Annotated in this window: 18 protein-coding genes and 1 pseudogene; 14 read left to right on the top strand and 5 right to left on the bottom strand. The window is 69.8% G+C overall.

Annotation, left to right across the window (positions count from 1 at the left end; translation table 11 throughout):
- The 3 genes and pseudogenes from Q0C41_RS14875 to Q0C41_RS14885 form a co-directional block, all read left to right on the top strand.
- A pseudogene (locus Q0C41_RS14875) lies at positions 1-180 on the top strand (DUF2155 domain-containing protein); the annotation flags it as partial.
- 73 nt (positions 181-253) lie between these two features.
- A complete protein-coding gene (locus Q0C41_RS14880; protein ID WP_291984700.1) occupies positions 254-715 on the top strand; it encodes a GatB/YqeY domain-containing protein in 462 nt (153 codons plus the stop codon).
- A 143-nt stretch (positions 716-858) separates the two neighbouring features.
- Complete coding sequence (locus Q0C41_RS14885) at positions 859-2,508, top strand: CRTAC1 family protein (RefSeq protein ID WP_291984702.1); 1,650 nt, start codon at positions 859-861, stop codon at positions 2,506-2,508.
- On the opposite strand, the gene Q0C41_RS14890 is transcribed toward Q0C41_RS14885, so the two are convergent.
- A complete protein-coding gene (locus Q0C41_RS14890; RefSeq protein WP_291984704.1) occupies positions 2,489-4,084 on the bottom strand; it encodes a tetratricopeptide repeat protein in 1,596 nt (531 codons plus the stop codon). The two genes, Q0C41_RS14885 and Q0C41_RS14890, sit on opposite strands and share 20 nt — an antisense overlap.
- Before the next feature lie 37 nt (positions 4,085-4,121).
- Between Q0C41_RS14890 and murJ the strand changes: the two genes are divergently transcribed.
- The 4 genes from murJ to Q0C41_RS14910 all read left to right on the top strand — a co-directional run bounded on the left by murJ (position 4,122) and on the right by Q0C41_RS14910 (position 8,832).
- Positions 4,122-5,738: a murein biosynthesis integral membrane protein MurJ gene (murJ, locus tag Q0C41_RS14895; RefSeq protein WP_291984706.1), complete on the top strand. Its 1,617-nt coding sequence runs from the start codon at positions 4,122-4,124 to the stop codon at positions 5,736-5,738.
- Positions 5,731-6,969: an MFS transporter gene (locus Q0C41_RS14900; RefSeq protein WP_291984708.1), complete on the top strand. Its 1,239-nt coding sequence runs from the start codon at positions 5,731-5,733 to the stop codon at positions 6,967-6,969. The genes murJ and Q0C41_RS14900 overlap by 8 nt, the downstream gene beginning before the upstream one ends.
- A 49-nt stretch (positions 6,970-7,018) precedes the next feature.
- Entirely contained in the window at positions 7,019-7,759 is a 741-nt protein-coding gene (locus Q0C41_RS14905) for a rhomboid family intramembrane serine protease (RefSeq protein WP_291984710.1), read from the top strand.
- Between the two features lie 83 nt (positions 7,760-7,842).
- A complete protein-coding gene (locus Q0C41_RS14910) occupies positions 7,843-8,832 on the top strand; it encodes a bifunctional 2-polyprenyl-6-hydroxyphenol methylase/3-demethylubiquinol 3-O-methyltransferase UbiG (RefSeq protein ID WP_291984712.1) in 990 nt (329 codons plus the stop codon).
- 23 nt (positions 8,833-8,855) lie between these two features.
- Here the strand turns inward: Q0C41_RS14910 and Q0C41_RS14915 are convergent, their stop codons facing one another.
- Positions 8,856-9,164 carry a cupin domain-containing protein gene (locus tag Q0C41_RS14915; protein ID WP_291984714.1) on the bottom strand — a complete coding sequence of 103 codons (309 nt, stop codon included), beginning with the start codon at positions 9,162-9,164 and terminating at the stop codon, positions 8,856-8,858.
- A gap of 212 nt (positions 9,165-9,376) precedes the next feature.
- Here Q0C41_RS14915 and Q0C41_RS14920 point away from each other — a divergent pair, with 212 nt between their 5' ends.
- The 4 genes from Q0C41_RS14920 to Q0C41_RS14935 are packed head-to-tail and all read left to right on the top strand — an operon-like array spanning position 9,377 to position 14,126.
- Complete coding sequence (locus Q0C41_RS14920) at positions 9,377-11,503, top strand: dehydrogenase E1 component subunit alpha/beta (protein WP_367079221.1); 2,127 nt, start codon at positions 9,377-9,379, stop codon at positions 11,501-11,503.
- Positions 11,466-12,551 (top strand): hypothetical protein, encoded by a 1,086-nt coding sequence (locus tag Q0C41_RS14925; protein ID WP_291984718.1) that lies wholly within the window; start codon positions 11,466-11,468, stop codon positions 12,549-12,551. The genes Q0C41_RS14920 and Q0C41_RS14925 overlap by 38 nt, the downstream gene beginning before the upstream one ends.
- Positions 12,552-12,585: 34 nt before the next feature.
- A complete protein-coding gene (locus Q0C41_RS14930) occupies positions 12,586-13,482 on the top strand; it encodes a S1C family serine protease (RefSeq protein WP_291984720.1) in 897 nt (298 codons plus the stop codon).
- A gap of 32 nt (positions 13,483-13,514) precedes the next feature.
- The gene (locus Q0C41_RS14935; RefSeq protein ID WP_291984722.1) at positions 13,515-14,126 is read left to right on the top strand and encodes a response regulator transcription factor; all 612 of its coding nucleotides are present in this window, start codon (positions 13,515-13,517) and stop codon (positions 14,124-14,126) included.
- Between the two features lie 56 nt (positions 14,127-14,182).
- Here the strand turns inward: Q0C41_RS14935 and Q0C41_RS14940 are convergent, their stop codons facing one another.
- From Q0C41_RS14940 to Q0C41_RS14950, 3 genes are all read right to left on the bottom strand, one after another.
- On the bottom strand, positions 14,183-14,953 hold the full coding sequence (locus Q0C41_RS14940) for an enoyl-CoA hydratase/isomerase family protein (RefSeq protein WP_291984723.1): 771 nt from the start codon (positions 14,951-14,953) through the stop codon (positions 14,183-14,185).
- Between the two features lie 72 nt (positions 14,954-15,025).
- Positions 15,026-16,009, bottom strand: a complete 984-nt coding sequence (locus Q0C41_RS14945) for a hypothetical protein (protein WP_291984725.1) — start codon at positions 16,007-16,009, stop codon at positions 15,026-15,028.
- 12 nt (positions 16,010-16,021) lie between these two features.
- The gene (locus Q0C41_RS14950) at positions 16,022-17,170 is read right to left on the bottom strand and encodes a hypothetical protein (protein WP_291984727.1); all 1,149 of its coding nucleotides are present in this window, start codon (positions 17,168-17,170) and stop codon (positions 16,022-16,024) included.
- On the opposite strand from Q0C41_RS14950, the gene Q0C41_RS14955 reads away from it, so the two are divergent.
- From Q0C41_RS14955 to Q0C41_RS14965, 3 genes are all read left to right on the top strand, one after another.
- On the top strand, positions 17,169-18,248 hold the full coding sequence (locus Q0C41_RS14955) for an ATPase, T2SS/T4P/T4SS family (RefSeq protein ID WP_291984729.1): 1,080 nt from the start codon (positions 17,169-17,171) through the stop codon (positions 18,246-18,248). The genes Q0C41_RS14950 and Q0C41_RS14955 overlap by 2 nt on opposite strands.
- Positions 18,249-18,312: 64 nt before the next feature.
- Positions 18,313-20,145, top strand: coding sequence for a translational GTPase TypA (gene typA, locus Q0C41_RS14960; protein ID WP_291984731.1), 1,833 nt, complete (start codon positions 18,313-18,315; stop codon positions 20,143-20,145).
- Positions 20,146-20,335: 190 nt separating this feature from the next.
- Positions 20,336-23,929, top strand: a complete 3,594-nt coding sequence (locus Q0C41_RS14965; protein ID WP_291984733.1) for a TonB-dependent receptor — start codon at positions 20,336-20,338, stop codon at positions 23,927-23,929.
- Positions 23,930-24,031: the final 102 nt, after the last annotated feature.

Consider the following 24,031-nt stretch of genomic DNA (forward strand, 5'->3'; position numbering starts at 1 on the left):
TTCGCGCCGCCGCCGCCCCAGCCGCAGGGCGGGACGGGGGCCGGCAGCGGGCCGTCGCCGGTCAACCCGTATGGGCTGCCTGCCGGGCAGCAGCCGGGATCCGCCGCCACGCCCTCGACGCTGGAGCCCGACCGGGCCAAGTACATCAACCCGTACTCGCCCTCGCCGCCGCGCCCCTGACGACGGGTCGTGGACGCAGGGCCCGGGCGCCGGACTCCGGGTCTTCGTGGCCGGGGCTTAGTAGACTGTCGACATGACAGACGCCACATTGGTTGCGCGCGTGAACGCCGACCTCGCCACCGCCTTGCGCGCTCGCGAGCAGGAGACCCTCGGCACCCTGCGCATGCTCAAGTCGGCGCTCACGAACAAGCGCGTCGAGGTGATGCGCGATCTGGAAGACCGCGAAGCCCTGCAGGTGGTGACGACGCTGGTCAAGCAGCGCAAGGACAGCGCGACGCAGTTCGCCGCCGCGGGCCGGTCCGAGCTGGCCGAGAAGGAACAGCGCGAAGCGGCCATCCTCGAGCGCTACCTGCCCGCGGCCCTGGACGCCTCGGCACTGGCAGCGCTCATCGATCAGGCGGTGACCGAGTCCGGGGCCACCGGCCCGAAGGACATGGGCAAGGTCATGAAGGTGCTGATGCCCAGGCTGGCCGGGCAGGTGGTCGACGGCAAGGCGGTCAACGACCAGGTGAAGGCGCGGCTCGGCGCGGCCTGACACCAGTCCGCCCCACCCCGGCCGCGCGTCAGCCCGTCGCTAAACTTTCTGCTCCGAGGTACGTCATATGGAGGTGAGAGCTTCGAACGGAGCCTCTCATCCATCCTCCTTTGACGGCCTCGTCCCTCAACGAGGCCGTCTTTTTGTCTGCCCTCCCCACCACCGCCGCCCTGACAGCCCTGGCGCTCGTTGCCGTCGTGGCCTCGCCCGCGATGCAGTCGTCCGTCCCGCAGTTCGAGAACGTCCAGCCGGCCAGTGGCATCGACTTCGTGCTCGCGCACGCGCCCACGCCCGGCAAGCGCCTCATCGAGACCATGCCGGGAGGACTCGCGGCGTTCGACTACGACGGTGACGGGCTGGTCGATCTGTTCTTCGCCAACGGCAACGCGACGCCGGCGGCAGGCAAGGCCGACGCCTCGTTCCACAACCGGCTGTTCCGCAACAAGGGCGGCTTCCGCTTCGAGGATGTGACCGCCACGGCCGGGCTCGCCGGCCGCGGCTACGCCATGGGCGCGGCCGTGGGTGACTACGACAACGATGGCGCTCCCGACCTGTTCGTGCCGGGCGTCGGGCAGCCCTCGCTCTACCGCAACGCAGGACAGGGCCGGTTCGAGGACGTCACCGCCGCCTCGGGCATCACCGCGTCGCCCTGGTCGGTCGCGGCTGCGTGGCTGGACGTCGACAAGGACGGGCGCCTCGATCTCTTCGTCGTCAACTATCTCGACTGGAACGCGCAGGCGGATCGCTTCTGCGGCGATCGGCTGCGCGACCTCCGCGTCTACTGCCACCCGAAGTTCTACACGGGCCTGCCCAACCAGCTGTATCGGAACAAGGGCGACGGCACGTTCGAGGACATCTCGCGGTCGAGCGGCATCGCGGCGCACGTCGGCAAGGGCATGAGCGTCGGGGTCGGCGATTTCGACGGCGACGGGCGAGACGATGTGTTCGTGACCAACGACGGCGTGCCGAACTTCCTCTTCCGCAATGTGGACGGCAAGCGGTTCGAGGAGACGGCCCTGCTCGCCGGGGTTGCCCTGCCCGGATTCGGGCGCCCGGTCTCGAGCATGGGGGTCGCGGTGCAGGACGTCGACGGCGACGGCCGGCCCGACCTGCTCGTCACGGCGCTGAAGGGCGAGACCTTCCCGCTCTACGTCAACGACGGGACGATGATGTTCCACGACGGCACGCACCAGGCCAGACTCGCCGCGCCGAGCAGTCAGCGCAGCGGCTGGGGCGTGGCCGTCGTCGACCTGGACAACGACGGCCGCCCCGACATCGCCACGGCGAACTCGCACGTCAACGACCTGATCGACCAGTTCGAGGCCTCGAGCTACAAGGAAGCCAACGCGATCCTGCTGAACCGCGGCGGCACCTTCGAGGATGTCTCGACGCAGGTGGGGACAGCGTTCGGCCGCGCCGTGGCGGCGCATCGCGGCCTGGTCAGCGCGGACCTCGACAACGACGGCGCGCTGGACCTGGTCACGACGAGCCTGGGCGGACCGGTCGAGGTGTGGCGCAACGCCGGACCGGCGGGACACTGGCTGCGCGTGGTGCTGCGCGGTCGCGCCTCCAACCGCGACGGACTCGGCGCGTCGATTGCCGTCGGTGGCCGGCGCTTCCGCATGACGTCAGCGGTCGGTTACGCCTCGTCCGTGCTGCAGGGGGTCCATGTCGGGCTGGGAACCGCCACCACGCCGCCACGCATCGAGGTGAAATGGCCCTCGGGGCGCACGCAGTCGGTCGAGGCTCCGGGCATCGACCGTGTGATCGAGATCACGGAACCGGAGGCGTGATCGCGGATCCCTCCGCGCCGGCGGGGGCCGCGGGGGCGGTCGCCTGCGACCGTTTCTGGTACTCGGCGAGCAGGACCTTGGCGCGATCCGGCTTGCCGGTGCGCTGCATCGCCTGCGCGAGCTGGTAGTGCACGCTGCCGTCGGCGTCGGTGGCGAGGGCCTTCTCGAGGTACGGAATCGCCTCGGCGAACTGCCCGGCCTGGACGAGGGCACGGCCCAATGAGGCCTGCGCCTGCACCATCGACGGGTCGGCGGCCGCGGCTTTCCTGAGCAGATCCACGGCGCGATCGACCTGCTGGGCCTGCAGCAGCGCCTCGCCGAGCGCCACTTGCAGGTCGGGCGCATCGGGCACCATGGCGTGCAGTTTCTCGAGCAGCGGAAGCGCCGCCGCGAAGTCGCGCGCGGCATAGAGCGCACCGGCCAGTTCGCGTTCGAGACCCGGATCGGCGGGCGCGAGCGCCAGGGCCTCGCGCAGTTGCGTCGCGGCCTCGAGGGGCTGCCCCTGGTCGCGGGCGATACCGGCCCGCACCACGTACCGCTCGACGGACGGCGGCAGCTTCTCGAGCCGGTCGAAGGACTGCGCGGCGAGATCGTTGGCCGCCCGCGCGCGCCAGTACAGCGCCGTCGCCTGCGCGGCCGTCGCGGTCCGCGTCAGCACGTCCTCCAGGTTGCCGGCGAGATAGGCACACGCCACCGGCACGGTCTGGCACGGCGGCTGCTCGTCGCTGGCGCGCTTCTGCTCGACGGCCGCCCAGTCGGCGTGGCCGCTGGCGGTGTAGACGCGCGCGAGCGTGTGGTGCACGCCCGGCAGTGTGGGCAGCGCTGCCTGCGCCTTCTTGATCAGCGAGAAGGCCTGCGGGTACTTCTCCTCGATGGTGAGCACGTCGGCGGCCAGCAGCCACACGTAGGGAGAATCGACGTCGAGGGTCTGCAGGCGGGCGAACGCCTGGCGGGCGATCCCCTCGTAACTGCGTCCGAGCGCCGCCCAGACCTGGGGGGACTCCGGTTGTGCCGCCGAGAGGGCCTTCAGCTGCTCTGAGGCATCGGCGAACTGCTCGAGGGCGAGCAGGGCCTCGGCGAGGGCCTGCCGCGCGTTGGCGTTCTCCTTGTCGGCCTGCACCACCTGTCGCAGGGGTGCCACGGCGTCTCGTGGTCGGCCGATCTCGAGCAGCGAGATGCCGAGGAACAGTTTGGCCGGCAGCAGGTCCGGTCGCAGGCGGATGGCCTCGCGCAGCGGCGCGATGGCCTCGGCCGTCCGGCCTCCCATCGCCCGAGCCATGCCCAGCTGCATGTGTGCGATCGGATCGGTCGGCGTCAGGCCGACGAGCTTCTGGTAGATGGCTTCGGCGTCGCCGAACCGCGACCCCTCCATGGCCGATTCGCCTTGCGTCCGCAGGGCCGTGACATCGGCGGCGCTGCCTTGTGCCCGGAGGGACGACTGCGCCCCGGAGGCCGCCAACGCGATCGCAGGGACGGAGCACACGCCGGCCGCAAGGAGGAGAACGAGAGCACCGCCGGAACTGCGCACCCTGCACTTGTAGGCCGTCGGTGGCGGGCGCGTCAACCGCCGGGGCACGGCCGGTCGCCGCGGTCTCGCATGCGATGATGTCGCGGTGACGTCGCCGCCCGGCCCCTCCCTGACGCGTGCTGCCGGACTCGCAGGCAGCGCGACGATGGCGAGCCGGCTGCTGGGACTGGTCCGCGAACAGGTCCTCGCACACGCGTTCGGCGCGAGCGACCAGATGGACGCCTTTCGCGTGGCGTTCCGCCTCCCCAACCTCGTGCGCGACCTGTTTGCCGAGGGCGCCATGACCGCGGCGTTCGTGCCGACCTTCAGTCGTGTCCTGGCCTCGGGGGACCGCGACGCGGCGTGGCGGCTGGGGCGACGCGCGATCACGGCGCTGGCCCTGGTCACCATCGTCATCGCCGTCGTCGGCATCGCGTTCGCCGAGCCGATCACGAGGGCCTTTGCGCCCGAGTACCAGGCCGTGCCCGGCAAGTTCGAGCTGACGGTCCGACTGACCCGCTGGATGTTCCCGTTCCTGCCGCTGGTGGCCGTGTCGGTGGCCGCCGCCGGGATGCTCAACGCGCTCGGCCGCTTCTTCGTGCCCGCGCTGGCGCCCGCCACGTTCAACGTCGCGTCGATCGCGTGCATCCTGCTGCTGGTGCCGCTGATGCCGGCGCTCGGCGCCGAACCCGTGGTCGCCCTGGCCATTGCCGTGCTCATCGGCGGGCTGGGGCAGGTGCTGGTGCTGTGGCCGCAGTTGCGGGCGGAGGGCTTCCGCTATCGCGTCGACGTGGCGCCGCGCGATCCCGCCCTGCGCGAGATCCTGCTGCTGATGGGGCCGGGCACGCTCGGCGTGGCCGCCACGCAGTTCAACGTCTACGTCAACACCATCCTGGCCACGGGGCAGCAGGCGGGCGCCGTGTCGTGGCTCGACTACGCCTTCCGCATCATGTACCTGCCGATCGGCATCTTCGGCGTCGCCATCGCCAGTGCGACGTTGCCGATGGTCTCGGCACATGCGGGCCGCAACGACATGCCCGCCGTGCGGCAGACGCTGGCGCACTCGGTGCGGTTGATGCTGGCGCTCACGGTGCCGGCCACCGTCGGATTGATCGCCCTCGGCACGCCGATCGTCCGGCTGATCTACGAACGCGGGCGGTTCCTCGCCAGCGACACCGATGCCGTGGCCCTCGCCCTGGCCGCGTACGCCCCGGGGCTCATCGGCTACTCGACGGTCAAGGTCCTGTCGCCGACGTTCTACGCCCTGCGAGACGCCCGCACGCCGGTCGTGATCAGCGTCATCTCGGTGCTGACCAATGCCGCGCTCAACGTCGTGCTGGTCGGTCGCTTCGGCTATGCGGGCCTGGCGGCCGGCACGGCGGTGGCCTCCGTGCTCAACGCCGGTCTGCTCTACGTGCTGCTGCGTCGTCGGCTGGGGCACCTGGAAGGTGGACGGCTGATCGCGACGCTGGTGCGCATCGCGGTGGCCAGCGCGCTGATGGGCGGTGCGGCGTGGGGCCTGCACACGTGGCTGGCCACGCAGGTGCTGCCGGGCGAGGCGTTCGTCGTACAGATCATCCGCGTCGGGACGAGCATCGGGGCGGCGCTGGTCGTCCTGGCCGGGAGTGCGCGCCTGCTGCGCATCGAGGAGTTCGACGAGGCGTTCTCGAACGTGTTGCGGCGGCTGCGTGGTCGCCGCGCGACGGGAGCCCCGCGTGGCTGACACGGTGACGCCCCAGGTGGACAGCCGGCCGCTCGGCGTCGTGTCGTCGGCGCACTTCATGGTGGACGCGTACTCGAACATGTACGCGCCGCTGCTGCCGCTGCTGATGCCCAAGCTCGGGATGAGCCTGCATGCGGCCGGGACGCTGATGATGGTGTTCCAGGCGGCGGCCTCGCTCTCGCAGTTGCTGTTCGGCCGCCTCGCCGACCGTGGTCATGCCCGGGCGTTGCTGATCGGCGGGCCGCTGGTGAGCGCGGTGGTGCTCAGCCTGATGGGCCTGGTCGAGCATCAGGCGATGCTGGCGCTCGTGCTGGTGGTCGGGGGCCTCGGCATCGCGGCCTTCCATCCGCCCGGCGCGATGGTCGCGCACACCGCCGGCCGCTCGCGCCCGGGCACGGCCATGAGCGTGTTCGTGACCAGCGGCACCATCGGGTTCGCGCTGGCGCCGCTGCTGGTGGCCAACGCCGCCGGCCGGCACGGGCTCGGGTCGACCGTCTGGTTCCTGCTGCCCGGGCTCGCCTGTGCGTTGCTGTTCGCGCGCGCGGTGCCGGCCCTGCCGCTGGCGCAGCGGCATCATCAGGGTGGTGGCCTGCGGGCGCTGCGTCCGCAGGCCCGCAACCTCTTCCTGCTCTACGCCCTCGTGGTGCTCCGCACCGTGGTGTCGCTGTCGTTTGCCACCTTCGTGCCGGTGCTGCTCACGCGCCAGGGGATGGGCGTCGGCGAGGCCGGGGCGGCGATGGCGCTGTACCTGTTCATGTCCGGCATCGGCGGCTTCTGGGGCGGCACGCTGGCCGATCGCTTCGGCCCGCGCCGCGTCATCGTCTGGTCGCTGCTGCTGTCGACCCCGTTCCTGCTCGCGGCCCCGCAGACCACCGGCTGGACGTTCGCGCTGCTGCTCGCCGGTGGGGGGTTGTTCCTGCAGTCGACACTCCCGGTCAACGTCAGCTTCGGGCAGGCGCTGGCCCCGCACAGTGCGGCCACCGTGTCGTCGCTGATGATGGGGGTCGCCTGGGGCAGCGGCGGCATGCTGGTGCCGGGAACGGGCATGCTCGCCGACGCCGTCGGGCTGCCGACCACGCTGACGATGCTGGCCGTCGTGCCGTTCGGTGCGGCGCTGCTGGCGACGCAACTGCCGCCCGCGCCCCCGCTGCCGATGCACGTCGAGCCCGTCGAGGTGAACGTCGCGGCCATCGACCCGTCCGCCGACGACGACACCGCCTCGCCTGTGTAGGCGTCGGACTTTGTCCGACGTGGGGCCGAGAACTCGTTACACTGGCGGAGTGCCTCGATCCCCCTATTCCCGGATCCAGTACCAGTTCGGGCCGGGCCCGCTGACACCAGCGGTCAAGGCCCTCCTCATCGCCAACGGCGCCCTGTTCCTCGCCCAACTGGTGATGCCGGCGCTCACGAGCTACGGCGGACTCACGCCGGCCGCCGTGCTCGAGTCGCTGTGGATCTGGCAGCCGGTCACCTACATGTTCCTGCACGCGGGGCTGACGCACCTCGTGTTCAACATGCTGGCGCTCTGGATGTTCGGAGTGGAGCTGGAGAAGATCTGGGGCACGCAGGCCTTCGCGCGCTTCTATTTCCTGTGCGGCCTGGGCGCCGCCGCCACGACGATCGTCGCGTCTCTGCTGCCCTTCGACTTCGCGAACTTCCTCTACGTGACCCCGACGGTCGGCGCGTCGGGCGCGATCTACGGCCTGCTCGCGGCGTTCGGCGTGATGTTCGCCAATCGCCCGATCTACATGTACTTCCTGTTTCCGGTGCCGGCGCGCATCTTCGTGCTGATCACCGGCGCCATCACCCTGCTGTTGTCGGTGACCTCGTCGGGCGGGCAGATGGCGCATCTCGCCCATCTCGGTGGCCTGCTGACCGGATGGCTGCTCCTGATGCGCGGCCGCGGCGGCATGATGGCCGAACTCAAGTACCGCTACACCAAGTGGCGCCTTCAGCGGGCCCGTCGTCGATTCGACGTGCACCAGGGCGGTCGCAGCGGCGGTGGCTGGAACGTGCACTAGCGGCAGCGCCACGGCGTGCCCGTGGGCCGGAGGCGCGAAACCGGTCGAGGCGTCCGTCCTTACCTCCACGGAGGCAACGACGAATGGCCACGATCATCGCCCGCAACGCACTCGGGCTGCCGGACGCCCTGCAGGAGGCGGCGCGCATCTCCGAAGAGATGCTGCACTGCGCAGGGTCGCCGTGCGACGACCCCGAGTATCGCTATTCGCAGTACGTCTCGCTCGTCCATGCGCTCATCGCGTCGCTGCGACGAGCCGAGCTGGCCGGCGCGACGCCGGAGGCGCTGCGGGCCGCGAGCCTCGAGGCGCGCCTCGTCCATCGTCTGTCGCCGCTCTGTGAACGCCTCCAGGACTGGCCGCGCGGCTACGCGGGCGACTTCGAAACCGTCGAGTACCTGTGCGACGGCATCAATCAGGCCTCGGTCGACTCCTTCGGTCATGCCATCGAGGCCTACGCCCTGCGCAGCGCGGCGGCACAGCAGCACCGCAACAAGGTGCAGGAGCAGGCCGCGATGGTGGCGCGGCGGCTCGAGGCGACGACCCGGCCGATCCGCGTGCTGTCCATCGGCTGCGGCGGCTCGCGCGACCTGCTGGCCCTGCGGCGGCACTGTGCCGATCCCTCGGCGATGGCACGCCTCTCGGTCGTGCTGAACGATGCCGACGAGGGCGCGCTGGCGCTGTCGGCGCAGCGGCTGGGCGACATGGGCATTGCCGCGCGCACGCTGCCGATGAACGTGCTGGCCGGCGTGCGCCTGCTCGTCCGCGAGCGGGAGCGCTTCGACCTCGTGCTGGCCGGGGGACTGTTCGACTACCTCGACGACCGGACGGCCGCCTTCCTCGTGCGGATGTGCGGCACGACGCTGCTCGGGCGCGGCGGCTCGCTGTTCTTCACCAACATCGCCGCCGGCAATCCCTACCGGACGTGGATGGATCACATCGCGTCGTGGCGACTCATCCATCGCTCGGAGGACGACATCCGCGCCCTGGTGCCCGACGCGCCCACCGCGTGGCAGACCTCGATGGCGCGCGACGTGTCGGGCCTGGCGATCCTGACGACCGTCACCGCCGCCTGAGCCTTGAGCCTTGAGCCTGAGCTCTACCGCACCGGGCTGAAGACGCCGAGCACGAAGGTGTCGTCCAGGGCCACGGCCTGGTGGGCGACGCCGCTCGGGATGTGCAGCACTTCGCCCTCCTCGACACGCACGTCCTCGCCGCCGACGAGGAACTGCAGGGCGCCCTGCAGCACGTAGGTCATCTGCTCCTCGTCGTGCGCGTGCAGCGGGATGAGCGCCCCCTTCTTCAGGTACACCTGCGTCAGCATCTCGCGTTCGCCGCGCACCACCTTGCGCGACACCATCTCGGTGACCTTCTCGAGCGCAATCTCATCCCAGCGGTACAGGGGCATGGGGGGATCCTACCGGGAACCGGGAGTCGGGAACCGGAAACCGGGCACCGGGCACCGGGCACCGGGAGTCGGCAGTCGGGCAGTGGCGCGGGCGGTTCGACGCCGGAGCCGAGGGGCGGTACAGTAGAGGGTGCGCCGCCCCATCACCGGAACGCCTCACACACGTAGCGCTACTCATGCTTGACCCTGCCCTTGCCGGCCCCTGCCGCAGCATGAAGACCGTGGCGGAACACCCGACGCTGTCGACCGTCGAGACGTCCCACGGCGCCAGCCGTGACGTCCTGCTGCGCGCCTACCGCCTGATGGTGCTGTCGCGCCGCATCGACGACAAGGAGATCCAGCTCAAGAACCAGAGCCAGATCTACTTCCAGATCAGTGGAGCCGGACACGAGGCCATCCTGGTGGCGGCAGGGCTGGCCCTGCGCCCTGGCATCGACTGGGCCTATCCCTACTATCGCGATCGGGCGTTCTGCCTGGCTCTGGGGGTGACCCCGCTCGACATGCTCCTGCAGGGCGTCGGCGCCAAGGACGACCCGTCGTCTGGCGGCCGCCAGATGCCCTCGCACTGGGGGCACACGCGCTGGAACATCGTGTCCGGCTCCAGTCCGACGGGGACGCAGTGCCTGCAGGCGGTGGGCTGTGCAGAGGCGACCCGCCTGCTCACGACGTTGCCCAACCTCCCCGATGCGGAACGCCCGGCGCCCGACGCCGTGACCTACGTCTCGGTCGGCGACGGGACCACCAGCGAAGGCGAGTTCTGGGAGTCGCTGAATACGGCGAGCAACGGCCGCCTGCCGCTGGTCTACCTGGTCGAGGACAACGGCTACGCGATCTCCGTGCCGGTGGAGGTCCAGACCCCCGGTGGCGACATCTCCCGGCTGGTCGAGGCCTTCCCGCATCTGAAGGTGTTCCGCGTCGATGGCACCGACCTCGTGGCGAGCCTCGAGGTGATGACCGCGGCGGTGGCCTATGCGCGCAGCGGCGCCGGTCCTGCCTTCGTGCACGCGCAGGTGACCCGTCCCTACTCGCACTCGCTGTCAGACGACGAACGGTTGTACAAGACAGCGGAGGAACGGGCCCGGGAAGCCGCGCGGGACCCGATCGGGCGCGCCGCCGACCTGCTGCTCGGCGAGGGCCTCGCCACCCGCGAGGACCTCGATGCCCTGCACGCGGAGGTCGACCGCGAGATCGCCGCGGCCACCGACATCGCGCTCGCCGCCGAGAAGCCCGCCCGCGACACCGCCGGGCTGTACGTCTATTCGCCCGACGTCGACGTGACCGCCGCCTCCTGGACGACCGAACCTCGCACCGAGGGCAAGCCGGACACGATGGTGGCCGCCATCAACCGCACGTTGCGCGACGAACTCGCCGCCAACCCGCGCATCGTCGTCTTCGGCGAGGACGTGGCCGATGCCAGCCGTGAGGACGCCCTGGCCGAAGTGTCGGGCAAGGGCGGCGTGTTCAAGGTGACGCATGGCCTGCAGCGCGAGTTCGGCGGCCAGCGCGTCTTCAACTCGCCGCTGGCCGAAGCCAACATCGTGGGGCGCGCCACCGGGATGGCGACCCGCGGCCTGAAACCCGTCGTCGAGATCCAGTTCTTCGACTACATCTGGCCGGCGTTCATGCAGATTCGTGACGAGCTCACGATGCTGCGCTACCGATCCAACAACACCTTCAGCGCCCCCCTCGTCATCCGCTCGCCCATCGGCGGCTACCTGCGCGGCGGCGCGCCGTATCACAGCCAGTCCGGTGAGAGCATCTTCGCGCACTGCCCGGGCATCCACGTGGTGTTCCCGAGCAACGCGGTGGACGCGGCGGGCCTGCTGCGGACGGCGATTCGCTGCGACGACCCGGTGCTGTTCCTCGAACACAAGCACCTGTACCGCCAGACCTACAACAAGGGCATCTACCCCGGGCCCGACTACACGATCCCGTTCGGCAAGGCCGCCGTCCGCCGCGAAGGCAGCGACGTGACGGTGATCACGTGGGGCGCCCTCGTGCAGCGCTCGCTCCTGGCGGCCCAGCAGGCCGAGAAGGACGGCGTCAGCGTGCGCGTCCTCGACCTGCGGACGATCGCCCCCTGCGACTGGACGACGATCGGCCTGGCCGTCCGCGAGACCAATCGCGTGGTGATCGCCCACGAGGACACGCTGACGGCCGGCTTCGGCGCCGAGATCGCCGCACACATCGCCGAGCACTTCTTCGAGCACCTCGATGCGCCCGTGCTGCGGGTGGCCGCGATGGACACGCCGGTGGCGTACTGCCCGGACCTCGAGGAGGAGATCCTCCCGCAGTCGGCCGATGTCCTTGCCGCCATCCGCACGCTCGCGGCCTACTGACCTGTCGACGTCGATCAGGGTCGCGACGGCGCTGATCTGCGTCGTCGCAGCGGCGCTGGCGGCCGGCGTTCCGGCCTCCGTCGCCGCGGCGGCGCGCGCGCAGGTGCTCAGGTCGGTCGGCGGCATTCCGGCCTTCCTGGCCGGCGAGTTCGAGAACGCGACCGGCTTCGCGCGCCGGCCCGACGGCTCCTCGCTCGTCTTCGATCGGCGCCGGCATCGCGTCTACCAGATCGATGCGGCGCGCACCGTCGTCTCTCCCCTGGTCGAGATCGGCTACGAGACCGGTCGGGTGCTGCGTCCGACCTCGTTCGACGTCGCGGACTCTGGTGACTTCATCGTCGCCGACGCGCCAGGTCGCCGGCCGCGGGTGTCGGTCTTCCAGGCCAACGGCAAGGCCCTCAACACGTTCGATGTCGCCGCCACCGAGTCGCCCCGCGTCATCGTCGACAACGTCGTGCTCAACGGCATCGGGGCCGCGCGCTACACGGGCACGACGGTGCTCCTCAATCAGCCCGAACGCGGCGTGCTCGTCACCGAGTACAGCGTGACCGGCGTCGTGCAGCGCCAGATGGGTCAGCTGAGGCGCACGGGGTTCGAGAGCGACCCCGACGTGCATCTCGCGTTCAACACGGCCCTGCCGCTGCCGACGCGGGATGGCGGCCTGTACGTCGTGTTCCTGTCGGGACCGCCGGCCTTCCGCAAGTACTCCGCGAGCGGCGTGCTCGAGTTCGAACGGGTCATCCAGGGTCGCGAGATTGATGCGCTCGTCCTGCGGATGCCGACGCAGTGGCCACGGCGCCGCGTCGACGACGTGAGTGTCCCGGTCGTGCCGCCGATGGTCCGCACCGCGGCGGTCGATCGGCAGGGGCGACTGTGGGTGGCGATGCCGACCTCGCACATCTACGTGTTCGACGAGGACGGCGAGAAGGTGCAGACGTGGCAGCTGGCTGGCGCCGGTGTCCTCACGCCCTCCTCGCTGTGGTTCGCGCCGGACGGGCGCCTGCTCGTGACACCCGGCCTCTACGAGTTCGCCCCGCCGATCGGCTGATCCGCACCGGTCCGACGCGCGGTACGGTGAGGGCATGACTGCTGCTCCCTCTCCGCTGAAGGTGCTCGCGGACGCCATCCGCGAGACGGCTCACGCCGCGTCGGCCGGCATCGTCCAGGTGCGGGCGCGCGGGGCACGTCCGGCCACCGCGGCGCACATCGGTGACGACCTGGTGGTGGCCCCGCTGCACGGGCTGGACCGCGACGAAGGGCTCGTCGTGATCCGCGGAGACGACGCCTTCGACGCGACGGTGGCCGGGCGGGACGACGCCCTGGACCTCGCGCTGCTGCGCGTGGCAGGGTTCGGCGCGTCGCCCCTGTCATTGGCGACGGAGCCGGTCGACGCGGCTCAGCTGGTCGTCGGGGTGGCGCGCAGCTGGCAGGGCGATCTGATGGCGCGCCTCGCCAGCGTCACCGGCCAGACGTGCCCGCTGCGTCGCTGGCGCGCCGAACCGCTGCCGGCACTGTTGCGGACGGATCTCGCGCCCGGCCGAGGGGTGTCCGGCGGGGTGCTCGTCGATCCGGATGGCCGGGTACAGGCGTGGCTGACCACCGGTCTCAGCCGTGGCAGTGTCGTGGGCATCCCGACGACGCTGCTGATGGACCGCCTGGCGCGGCTCGCGGCCCACGGCCGCATCCGCCGCGGGTACGTCGGCATGGCGGTCCAACCCGTGGCGCTGCCGCCCGCCCAGCAGGGCCATGGCACTCAGGGCCTGCTGGTCAGCGGCATGGATGCCACCGGTCCGGCGACGACCGCCGGGTTGTTCGTGGGCGATGTCCTGCTCACCGCCGACGGCCAGCCGCTGACCGAACCCGGGGCCCTGCAGGCCCTGCTGGCCGAATCGCGCATCGGCGCCGCGCTGGCCGTTCAGGTGCTGCGCGGCACCACGTTGCATGACATGACGCTCACCGTGGGCGAACGCGCCCGGTGAGCCACGCGTCAGAGGGTGCGAGACACTTGCTCATGGACATCCTGCTCATCGCCCCGTCCGCACGGCGCCGCGACCAGCTCAGGGAGCGGTTGCTGGGCGCGGGCCTCGTGCCGGCGGCCGAAGCCGCCGTCCCCAGCGATGCCGAGGACGTGACGGCCTCGGTCGGGCTGGCCGACGCCGTTCCTGAAGGGCGGGCATGGTTGCAGGCGCTCATGCCCCTGCAGGGGCTCGCGGTGATCGGTGCCGCGCCGACGTCGGTGGACCGCTTGCGGGATCTGGCGTTGACGGGATGGGCCGCCCTGCCTGTGGACGTCTCGCCGACTCACCTGCGTCAGGCCCTGGAGATGGTGGACGCCGGCTTCGGGGTGGCGCCGAGCGACTGGATGCGTCCGAGCCCGGCCACCGTCGTGGTGCCGCGGACGGAGGTCGATGACGACCTGCAGGATGCCGCCCTGACCGACCGCGAGACCGATGTGCTCGATCTGCTGGCCGAGGGGTTGTCGAATCAGCGCATCGCGGAGCGGCTCGGCATCAGCCCGCACACGGTGAAGTTCCACATCGCGTCGATCTACGACAAGCTCGACGCCCGCACCCGGACGCAGGCCGTGCGTCACGCGCTCGACCGCGGCCTGCTGCACCTGTAGCTGCCGGACTTGTCCGGCAGTCACACCTGAGGGGACCGTCGGACAAAGTCCGACGGCTACTTCGTCTGCAGCCGCGACACCAGCAGGTCGCGGTAGCACTGGCATTCCTCGTCGAACCAGACGGCGCTGAACTCGGCGGCCATCGCGGCCGTCTCGTCGGGCGTGTAGGGCGGCCCGCCCGCGGCTTCGACGAGAGCACGCTTGTGCGCGGCGAAGGCCCGCGGTGGCCGCGAGGCCAGTTGCCGCGCCACGGTCAGGGCGCGATGCCGCACGTTGTTCATCGGCACCAGTTCCTCGACGATGCCGTGCTGCTCCGCGGCCTGGGCGCGCCAGGCGTGCCCTTCGAGGAACATCTGTCGAGCCGTCGGTCCCGGCACCACGGACGCCATCGCCTGCACCATGCGCGACGGCAGCACGACGCCGAGCGTGACCTCGTTCAGGGCGAACTGGAAGTCCCCCTCCGCCATCAGCCGCTCGTCACAGGCCAGCGCCAGAATCGACCCGCCGCCATAGCTGTGCCCGTTGATGCCGGCCACTGTCGGCTTCGGCAACGTCCGCAGCGTATCGAACAGGCGGATGAAGTGCCCCATGTACATCTGCAGCTTCTCGGGGGCGTAGGCAAACACTTCCTGCACGTCGAAGCCGCCGCAGAACATCTTCGGCACGCCGCTGGTGATGACGACGCCGTGCGTGCGGTCGTCGGCGCCGGCATGGTTCAGCGCCTGCTGCAGTTCGTCGACCATCTCGCAGTTGAGCGCGTTGGCCTTGCCGCGCGACAGCGTGATGACGAGGACGCCTTCTTCCCGGTCGAGCGTGATGTGCTGCACGAGTGACTCCGTGTCGGGTGGCGCAGGCGATGCGCCAGTTCGCAGTCTAGCGCTGTTCGAGCCACGCCGCGCTCAGTGGCGGTCGAGTGACAGGGTGGCCCAGCGATCGCGCGACCACACGTCGCAGCGCTCGTCGCCCCGGCCTGGCCAGTCGAAGCACAGGCCTCCGATGAAGCGTCCGTGCTCATCGGGCCCGATCACGACGATCCGCAGGGTCAGGGCGACGGGGTCGCCGACGGCTCGGCGTGCCGTTCGGGCCAGGGCCTCGGCGTCAGCGCGCAACGCCCTGGCGCGTGATGCCAGGGCCTCGACCCATGCGTCGTGCTCCGGCGTCGGCCCCTCGGCCCCGGCCGTCAGCACGACGGAGACGTCCAGCCCGGCGAACCGGAACGGCTCGGCGGTGCTCCACATCCGCTCCCCGCTGTAGACGATGCGGCCGAGCCGTGCATCGACGCGCTCGAGCAGGGTGCCGTCGGAGCCGTCCTCGCCATCGGCCAGGACGACGTGCGGCTCGAGGCGATCCCACAGGGCAGTCGATCGCACGTACGCCTCGTCGACGGCATCGTGCATCGAGTCGTAGTACAGCCGTCCCTCGCAGGCCGTCTCACCGGCCGCAGGCCCGATGGCGATCTGCCAGGGGGTCAGGTCGTCGCCGGAGAGTCCGAGCGGCGCCATCGCCCTGGCCAGCACCGTGCGGGCCTCGGTGTCGATCGTCTCGAGACGGGGCAGCGCCGCCTGCATCCAGACGCGGTGTGTGTCCTGCGGCCCATCGGGACCGGCCAGTACCAGCACTTCGATGTACTCGTCGGCGAGCGCCAGATCGTCGTCACGCGTCCAGGAGTCGTGGCCGTCGAACGTCAGGTCGCCGAAGACCGGGTCCGTGATCATCGTCGGACGCACGCGATCGGCCGGCGGCGTCGGCACGGGGGCAAGGGGATCGCCTCCGGCGCGTGGCGTGGCTCCGGTGGACAGGTCGCGGGTCGCCCGGCGCTGGAACCACGCCAGGCCGAGGACGATCACGAGCAGGACGATGGCGACGACAAGCAGTGGAGACATGGTGTCTGCCGTTCAACGGATGGTGTAGGTGTGCAGGCCGTCAGTCGACTGCACACGGTACTCGTGACCGCGGTCCGCGTCACAGCGCAGGTGCAGCGTCACCACCGGTGGCGAGCCGCTGCCGACGTCGAGTGCAGCGATCCGGAAGCGCGGCAGCCCGACGCCTCGGCCCTGGGCGGCCCGCTGCGCCGGTTCGGACGCGCGCAGCAGGACCTCGAAGCTGCGCTGGATGGCTTGCCGGGCGATGTCGAGCGCCGCGGGATCCGCGCCCTGCGCGTCGCCGGCAATCTTGACGGCGAAGTCGCGATCGTCACGGTGCGCCCACCATCCGCCGTCCGACGACGAGTAGGTCAGCACACCGAGCACTCGATCTTCCCGCCCCTGCCCCGACCGGCCTCGCGCACTGGTGGAGCCGTGCGCGCCGTCGTGCGCCTCGCCGACCTTGGCGGCACTGGCCGCCCCGGCCGGGGCGAGGATCTCGCGCTCGCGGCTCCCGGACGCCCCCGGCTGCGCGGGGCGCTTGCCCTTGCTCCGCAGCTTGCGCAACGTCGCCTCGTTGGCGTCCTGGACGCCGCTGCTGCGCGGTGCGTCCTTCTTCTGCTTGCGGCTGGCCGAGACGACGTTGCTGGCGATGGAGAGGAAGACCAGGCCGCCAATCACCCAGGGCAACCAGTCACCGACGTGGTCGAGCGCATAGCCCGCCTCACCGAGGGCCCGGTCGGCCACCCGTCGCGCCGGATGCCCGGCGTCGTCCCCCCGGATGCCGGCCCAGGCCCAGTCCACCCAGCGGCCGACGAAGACGAACAGGAGCGGAATCGGCACCAGATTGGCCACGCACCCGGGCATGCCCTTGAGAATCTCGGTCCCCGTGACCTTTCCCTTCTTCGCCGGCTGCGGCGGCCGCTGGAAGACGCCGCGGACCATCCAGGTCCAGGCCGCGATGTAGAGCCAGATCGAGGCGATGGCCCTGAAGAACAACGCCCCGTTGCGGGCGTCCGCCTCAGGCTGGGTGGCCAGGTTGGCCGAGAGGAAGAACAGCGCCGTCACGACCGCGAGGTTCACCGCGAACCAGAAGGTGGCGCTGAGGACGCGAAGGAGCCACGACAGGACAGGCATGGGGTTGCTGAAGTGTACCCGCGCCTCGGCTAGGATGGCGGCCATGCGTGTCATCGACAAGCCGGGCCTGGCGCCCATCCGGCATCTCCTCGAGGACGCCGCGGTCACCGAGATCATGATCAACGGGCCGCAACAGGTGTTCGTCGAGCGGGCCGGCCAGATGGTGGAGGTCCCGGCCGTCTTCACTCACCCGTCGCAACTGGACCTGCTCGTCGACAACCTCGTCGTCGCTGCCGGGCGCGGCGTCAGCGCACGGGCACCGATGGCGGATTTCCGGATGGACGATGGCTCGCGCGTCAACGTGTGCATCGCGCCGGTGTCGTTGCAGGGTCCAGCGGTCACCATCCGCAAGTTCACCCACGCCGTCCGCTCGTTCAACGATCTGGTCCGCGCGGGCACGCTGACGATGCGCATGGCGGAGTTCCTGGCGTGTGCAGTGCGGGCTCGCCTCAACATCCTCTTCTCCGGGGGCACCGGCACGGGCAAGACGACCACGCTCGGCATCCTGGCCAACCAGATCACCCGCGGGGAGCGGGTGGTGGTCATCGAGGACACGGCGGAGCTCGATCTCTCCATCGGCCACTGCGTCCGGCTGGAATCGCGCCGCGCCAACAACGAGGGGGCCGGCGCCATCACGCTCGGGGACCTGCTGCGCAACAGCCTCCGGATGCGGCCGACCCGAATCCTGGTCGGCGAGATCCGCGGCGACGAGGCGTTCGAGATGGTCCACGCGATGACCAGCGGCCACGACGGCTCGATGGCCGTCCTGCACGCCAGTTCGCCGGCGCACGCCGTCGCCAGGCTCGAGCTGATGCTGCTGTCCCGGGGCCTCGCGCTGCCGCTGTGGGCGATTCAGCGCCAGATCAGCACCAGCGTCGACCTCATCCTGCAGCACGAGATCCTGCAGGACGGCGTCCGGCGGATCACGCACGTGTGCGAGGTCGGCGAGGTCGAGGACGGGCAGGTGCGGACCGAACCGCTGTTCGAGTACCGGCTGGCGGGCTACGACGCCGCGGGGCGGGCCGTCGGCCGATTCGTGACCACCGGACGGCGGCCCCGCTTCCACGAGAAGCTGCGGTTGGTGGCGGGCGACGCCGTCGACGCCCTGCTGGCCGCCGACTAGGTGCGGGACGGCCCGAAGGGCGAACATCGGACGAATCGTCGCCGCCGGCCACTATACTGGTGGGATGTCTGCTGCTGAACACGCCCGACAGGTTGCCAATCCCCACCGCAGGAACGTCGCCATCATCGCCCACGTCGACCACGGCAAGACCACGCTGGTCGATGCGATGTTCGCGCAATCGGGGACCTATCGCTCCAACGAGCGGGTGGCCGATCGGGCCATGGACTCGATGGATCTCGAGCGTGAGCGCGGCATCACGATCATGGCCAAGAACACGGCCGTGCGCTACCTGGACGCCATCATCAACATCTGCGACACGCCGGGCCACGCCGATTTCGGCGGTGAGGTCGAGCGCACGCTGTCGATGGTGGATGGCGTCGTGCTGCTCGTGGACGCCTCGGAGGGCCCGCTGCCGCAGACCCGGTTCGTGCTGCGCAAGGCGCTCGAGCGTCACCTCGCACCGATCGTGGTCATCAACAAGGTCGACCGGCCCGATGCCCGCGTCCAGGAGGTCCTGAACGAGGTCTACGACCTGTTCATCGACCTCGACGCCGACGAGGATCAGCTCGACTTCCCGGTCATCTATGCCGTGGCGCGCGATGGCAAGGCGAGCACCGATCCGGCCGTGCGCGGCGACGATCTCCGACCGCTGTTCGACGCCATCATGTCGCACACGCCGCCGCCCAAGGGCGACCCCGAGGGCGTGCTGCAGATCCTCATCGCCAACCTGGACGCCAGCGAGTACCTCGGGCGCATCGCCATCGGCCGCATCTTCAACGGCCGGGTCCGGATGGGCGACTTCGTCGCCGTGTGCAAGCTCGATGGCTCGGTGCAGCAGATGCGGGTCAGCAAGCTGATGGTCTTCGATGGCCTCAAGCGCGCCGACGTGCAGGAGGCCGCCGCCGGCGACATCGTCTGCCTGGCGGGCATGGAGGACATCACCATCGGCGAGACGGTCACCAGCGCCGAGACGCCGAAGGCGATCCCGCCCATCGCCATCGACGAGCCGACGGTGTCGATGATCTTCGGCGTCAACACCTCGCCGATGGCTGGCCGGGACGGTCAGTTCGTCACCTCGCGCCAGATCAAGGAACGGCTCGAGAAGGAACTGCTCGGCAACGTCTCGCTGCGCGTCGAGCCGACCGCATCACCCGAGCAGATGCGCGTCATCGGCCGCGGTGAGCTCCAGTTGTCGATCCTGATCGAGATGATGCGGCGCGAGGGCTTCGAGTTGCAGGTGTCGCGACCCGAGATCGTCACGAGGGACACCCCCGGGGGCAAGCTCGAGCCGGTGGAAGACGTCGTCATCGACGTGCCCGAGGACTTCCAGGGCGTGATCATCGCGGCGCTCGGCATCCGCAAGGGCACGATGACCAAGATGGTCAACAACGGCAGCGGACGCGTGCGCCTCGAGTTCAAGGTGCCGGCGCGCGGGCTCATCGGCTTCCGCTCGCAGTTCCTGACCGACACCAAGGGCACCGGCATCATGAATCACATCTTCGCCGGCTGGGAGCCGTGGGCCGGTCCGATTCCGGCCCGCCCGACCGGGGCGCTGGTGGCTGATCGCTCCGGCGTGGCGACGTCCTTCGCCATCGCCAACCTGCAGGAGCGCGGCGAGATCTTCATCGATCCGACCACGGACGTCTACGAAGGCATGTTGATCGGCGAGAACTCGCGCAACAACGACATGGACGTCAACGTCTGCAAGGAGAAGAAGCAGACCAACATGCGCGCGTCGTCGGCCGACGAAGCCATCCGCATCATCCCGCCGCGCAAGCTCGGACTCGAGGGCGCCATCGAGTTCATCAACGACGACGAACTCGTCGAGATCACGCCGAAGTCAATCCGCCTGCGCAAGCGGATCCTCGCGCAGAACCAGCGCCCCCGCCGCGACTGATCGGGGTCGTCCCCTGTCCCGGGCGCGTGCGCCCGGCATCGACCGCGCCACTGGACGTTCCGCGCGCCGGAACGCACCAGGGCGCGGTTTGCTGTTGACAACAGACCAGCTGGTCCCGTATCCACTCCCCTTCGTCATGCTCATTCACCAGTTCGTCCCCGTAGCGAACTGCCTTGGAAGGATGGGAACCATGGAGAGGATCTCGAGGCTGGCTGTCGCCTGGGCGATGGCCGCATCTGTATTGCTGGGCACGGCGCACGCCCAGAGCGCGGTGGGGGCCCTCGCGGGGACGGCCCGCGACGGGTCGGGCAGCGTGGTACCCGGGGTGACCGTGGTCCTGGTCAACGAAGGCACCAACGACACGCGCGAGACGACGACGGAAGCCAACGGATCGTTCGCCTTCCGCCAGATCGAGGTCGGCGTGTATACGGCGAGACTCTCGCTGACCGGGTTCAAGACGCAGACCTACACGGGCATCCGCGTCTCGCCCGGCCAGGAGTACTCGCTGGCGGCGGTCCTCGCGGTCGGCGACCTCGCCGAGTCGGTCGAGGTGACCGCCGGCGTCGATCTGGTCAACACGACGAGCACGGAGGTCTCCACCACGGTGCTCGAGCGGCAGATCAAGGACCTGCCGCTCAACGGACGCAACCCCATCGAACTGATTCGCCTGCAGGCGGGTGTGCCCGGCACCGCGGTCCGGCAGAACACCGCCATCAACGGTGGCCGACCATCGTGGACGCAGGTCACCCAGGACGGGGTCAACATCCAGGACAACTTCATCCGGGTCAACGGCCTGGACTTCGTGCCCAACCGGCCCACGTCCGATACGGTGGCCGAGTTCAGCATCGTCACCAACACCCAGGGGGCCGATTCGGCCGGCGGGTCATCGCAGGTGCGGCTCGTCACGCCGTCGGGCACGAACAACTTCCGCGGCGGCGCCTATGTCTTCAATCGCAACTCGGCGCTCGGGGCCAACCGGTACTTCAACAACCGTGACGGCATCGAGAAGCCGTACCTGAATCGCAACCAGATCGGCGGCACGTTCGGTGGGCCGGTGTTCAGGAACCGGCTGTTCTTCTTCGGCTACTACGAAGCGTTCCGGCAGGAGAACGAGGCGACGCCGAACAACCGGATTCCGCGCAACGCCGACTTCGCCGACGGGGTCTTCCGCTATCGCGACCTGTCCGGGACCCAGCGATCGGTCAACGTGCTGGGGCTGTCCGGGCTGCCGCTGGACGCGCGAGTGCGATCCGAGCTCACGAGCCGGTTCGCCGCCCCTTCCAACGTCAACAACAGCGACCTCGGCGACGGGCTCAATACCGGCGGCTACCGCTTCAACCAGACCGATCTGAACAATCGCGATCAGTTCGGCATGCGCTTCGACTACACGTTGAACTCGAACAACCGCTTCGAGTTCATCTACACCCGGTTCAAGGAGACCGACGACCGCACCGATCTCGACACCATCAGTGCCCGTCCCCTGACCTACACCGAATCGACGACCGACTTCGTGGTCGGCGCGTGGCGGTGGACACCGACCTCGCGCCTGCAGAACGAACTGCGGATTGGCGCCAATCTGGCGCCGGTCGGTTTCTACAACGACCAGGAATTCTCCGACACGATCTTCAACATGCCGAGCATCGGCGGCGCCCTGACCAACCCGGTCGTGACGTTCCAGCCGCAGGGCCGCGACACGCGGACGCGGCAGTTCGTCGACTCGGCATCGCTGGCGGCGGGCAACCACACGCTGCAGTTCGGCGGCAGCCTGCAGCAGATTCGCGTCCAGCCGTACAACTTCGCCGGGCGTTTCCCGACGGCGACCTTCGGCTTCAGTGCCGGCGCACCGGCCGGCACCCAGTTGACGACGGCGCAGTTCCCGGGCGGCATCAGTGCCCAGGACCTGGCGAGCGCCAACGCCCAGCTCGCCTTCCTCGGCGGCGTGATCTCGCAGGTCTCGCAGACCTTCCAGGTGGCGGATCGGGAATCGGGCTATGTGCCGGGGCTGGCCAACGTCCGCGACTTCAGTCTCGACAACTACGCCGTGTTCCTCCAGGACAGCTGGCGCATCCGTCCCAACGTCACCATCCGCGCCGGCCTCAAGTGGGAGTACTACAGCCCGCTCCGCGAGGACAACAATCTCGCACTGCTGCCGGTCAACACCGGAACGCCGATCGAGACGACGCTGAACCCGGCCGGCACGGTCGATTTCGTCGATGGCGGCTTCTACAAGGCCGACAGGAACAACTTCGCGCCGTCGGTCGGCGTCGTGTGGGATCCGTTCAGCGACGGCAAGACGTCCGTCCGCGCGGCCTACTCGATGGCGGTGGTCAACGAAGAGACGATCACGGTGGCGCGCAACGCCGCGGTGGGCAACGCCGGCCTCGACAGCACGCTGGCCCGCACCAACCTCTATGCCTTCGCAGGGCAGGGGGTGCCGCAGGTGGCGGCGCCCGCGTTCAGGGTGCCGAGGACGTATCTGGATCAGCTCGCCCTGAGTCCCACGTCGGCCGCCTTCACCGTGGATCCCGACATCAGACAGCCGCGCGTGCATCAGCTGACGTTCGGCGTCGAGCGCGAGATCGGCTGGAACACCGCCGTCGAGGCGCGCTATGTCGGGACGCTCGGGCGGGACATCTGGACAGGCCTCGACTACAACCAGATCAACGTTCCCGAGGCCTTCCTGCAGGACTTCCTGCGCGCCCGCAGCAATGGCTTCGCCGCCCAGGCTGCCGGGCTGCCGTTCAATCCCACCTTCAACGCCACCGTCGCCGGGAGCCAGCCACTGACCGTGCTGCCGACCTTCGGCGTCGCCCTGACCAACGCCACCGTCATCAGCAACATCCAGACGGGCGCCGTGGCGTCGCTGGCCGACTTCTACGTCACCAACCGCATCGCGGGCGCGGCGCAGGCGTTCCTGCCCAATCCGAACATCTACGCCGCCGACGTCATCCTGAGCAACGCGCGAACGGACTATCACGCCCTGCAGCTCGAGGCGCGCCGCCGGATGTCGCGAGGCGTGCTGGCGCAGGTCAACTACACCTACAGCAAGGCCCTGGCCTCCTCCCCCGGGACGACCCAGGCCCGCTTCGAGCCGCTGCTGGACAACAACCGCCCGGAACTCGAGCGCACCCGCGCCGAGTTCCACGTGTCGCACGTGCTGAACAGCAACGTGATCTGGGAGCTGCCGGTAGGTGAGGGGCGCCGCTTCCTCAATCGCGGCGGCGTGCTCAATGCGGTGCTCGGGGGCTGGCAGCTGGCCAACATCCTGCGCTGGCAGAGTGGGGCGCCGATCTCGCTGCTGGCACCGCGCGGCACGTTCAACCGCGGCGGCAGGTCGGCCGGCAACATGGCCGTGACGTCCCTGAGCCGAGACGAGATCGCGGACCTGCTGGGGATCCAGACCGCCGCTGACGGCACCGTCTACTACATCAGTCCGTCGGTGATCGATCCGGCCACGGGACGCGCGGTCGGCCCCGACAACGTCACCAACACCGCGAGTTTCAACGGCCAGGTCTTCTTCAACCCGTCGGCCGGGCAGCTCGGCACGTTACAGCGGCTCTCGCTCGACGGCCCGCCGGTGCTCAGCTGGGATGCCTCGCTGTCCAAGCGCTCCACGTTCGGCAGCCACTACGGCATCGAGGTCCGCGGGGACTTCTTCAACGTCACCAACAGCGCGATCTTCTTCGTCGGTGACTACGACATCAACAGCACGACGTTTGGTCGCGTCACGGGGCTGGCGGTGGGGCCGCGCGTGACCCAGCTGGCCGTCAAGTTCACGTTCTAGCCAGGGCCCACCGGCGCCGAAACCCGGCGCCGGTACCCTTTCGCCCTTCGCCCTTCGCCCTTCGCCCTTCAGCCTTCAGCCTTCAGCCTTTGGCCTTTGGCC

This window comes from Luteitalea sp., from assembly GCF_022842525.1.
Lineage (GTDB): Bacteria > Acidobacteriota > Vicinamibacteria > Vicinamibacterales > Vicinamibacteraceae > Luteitalea.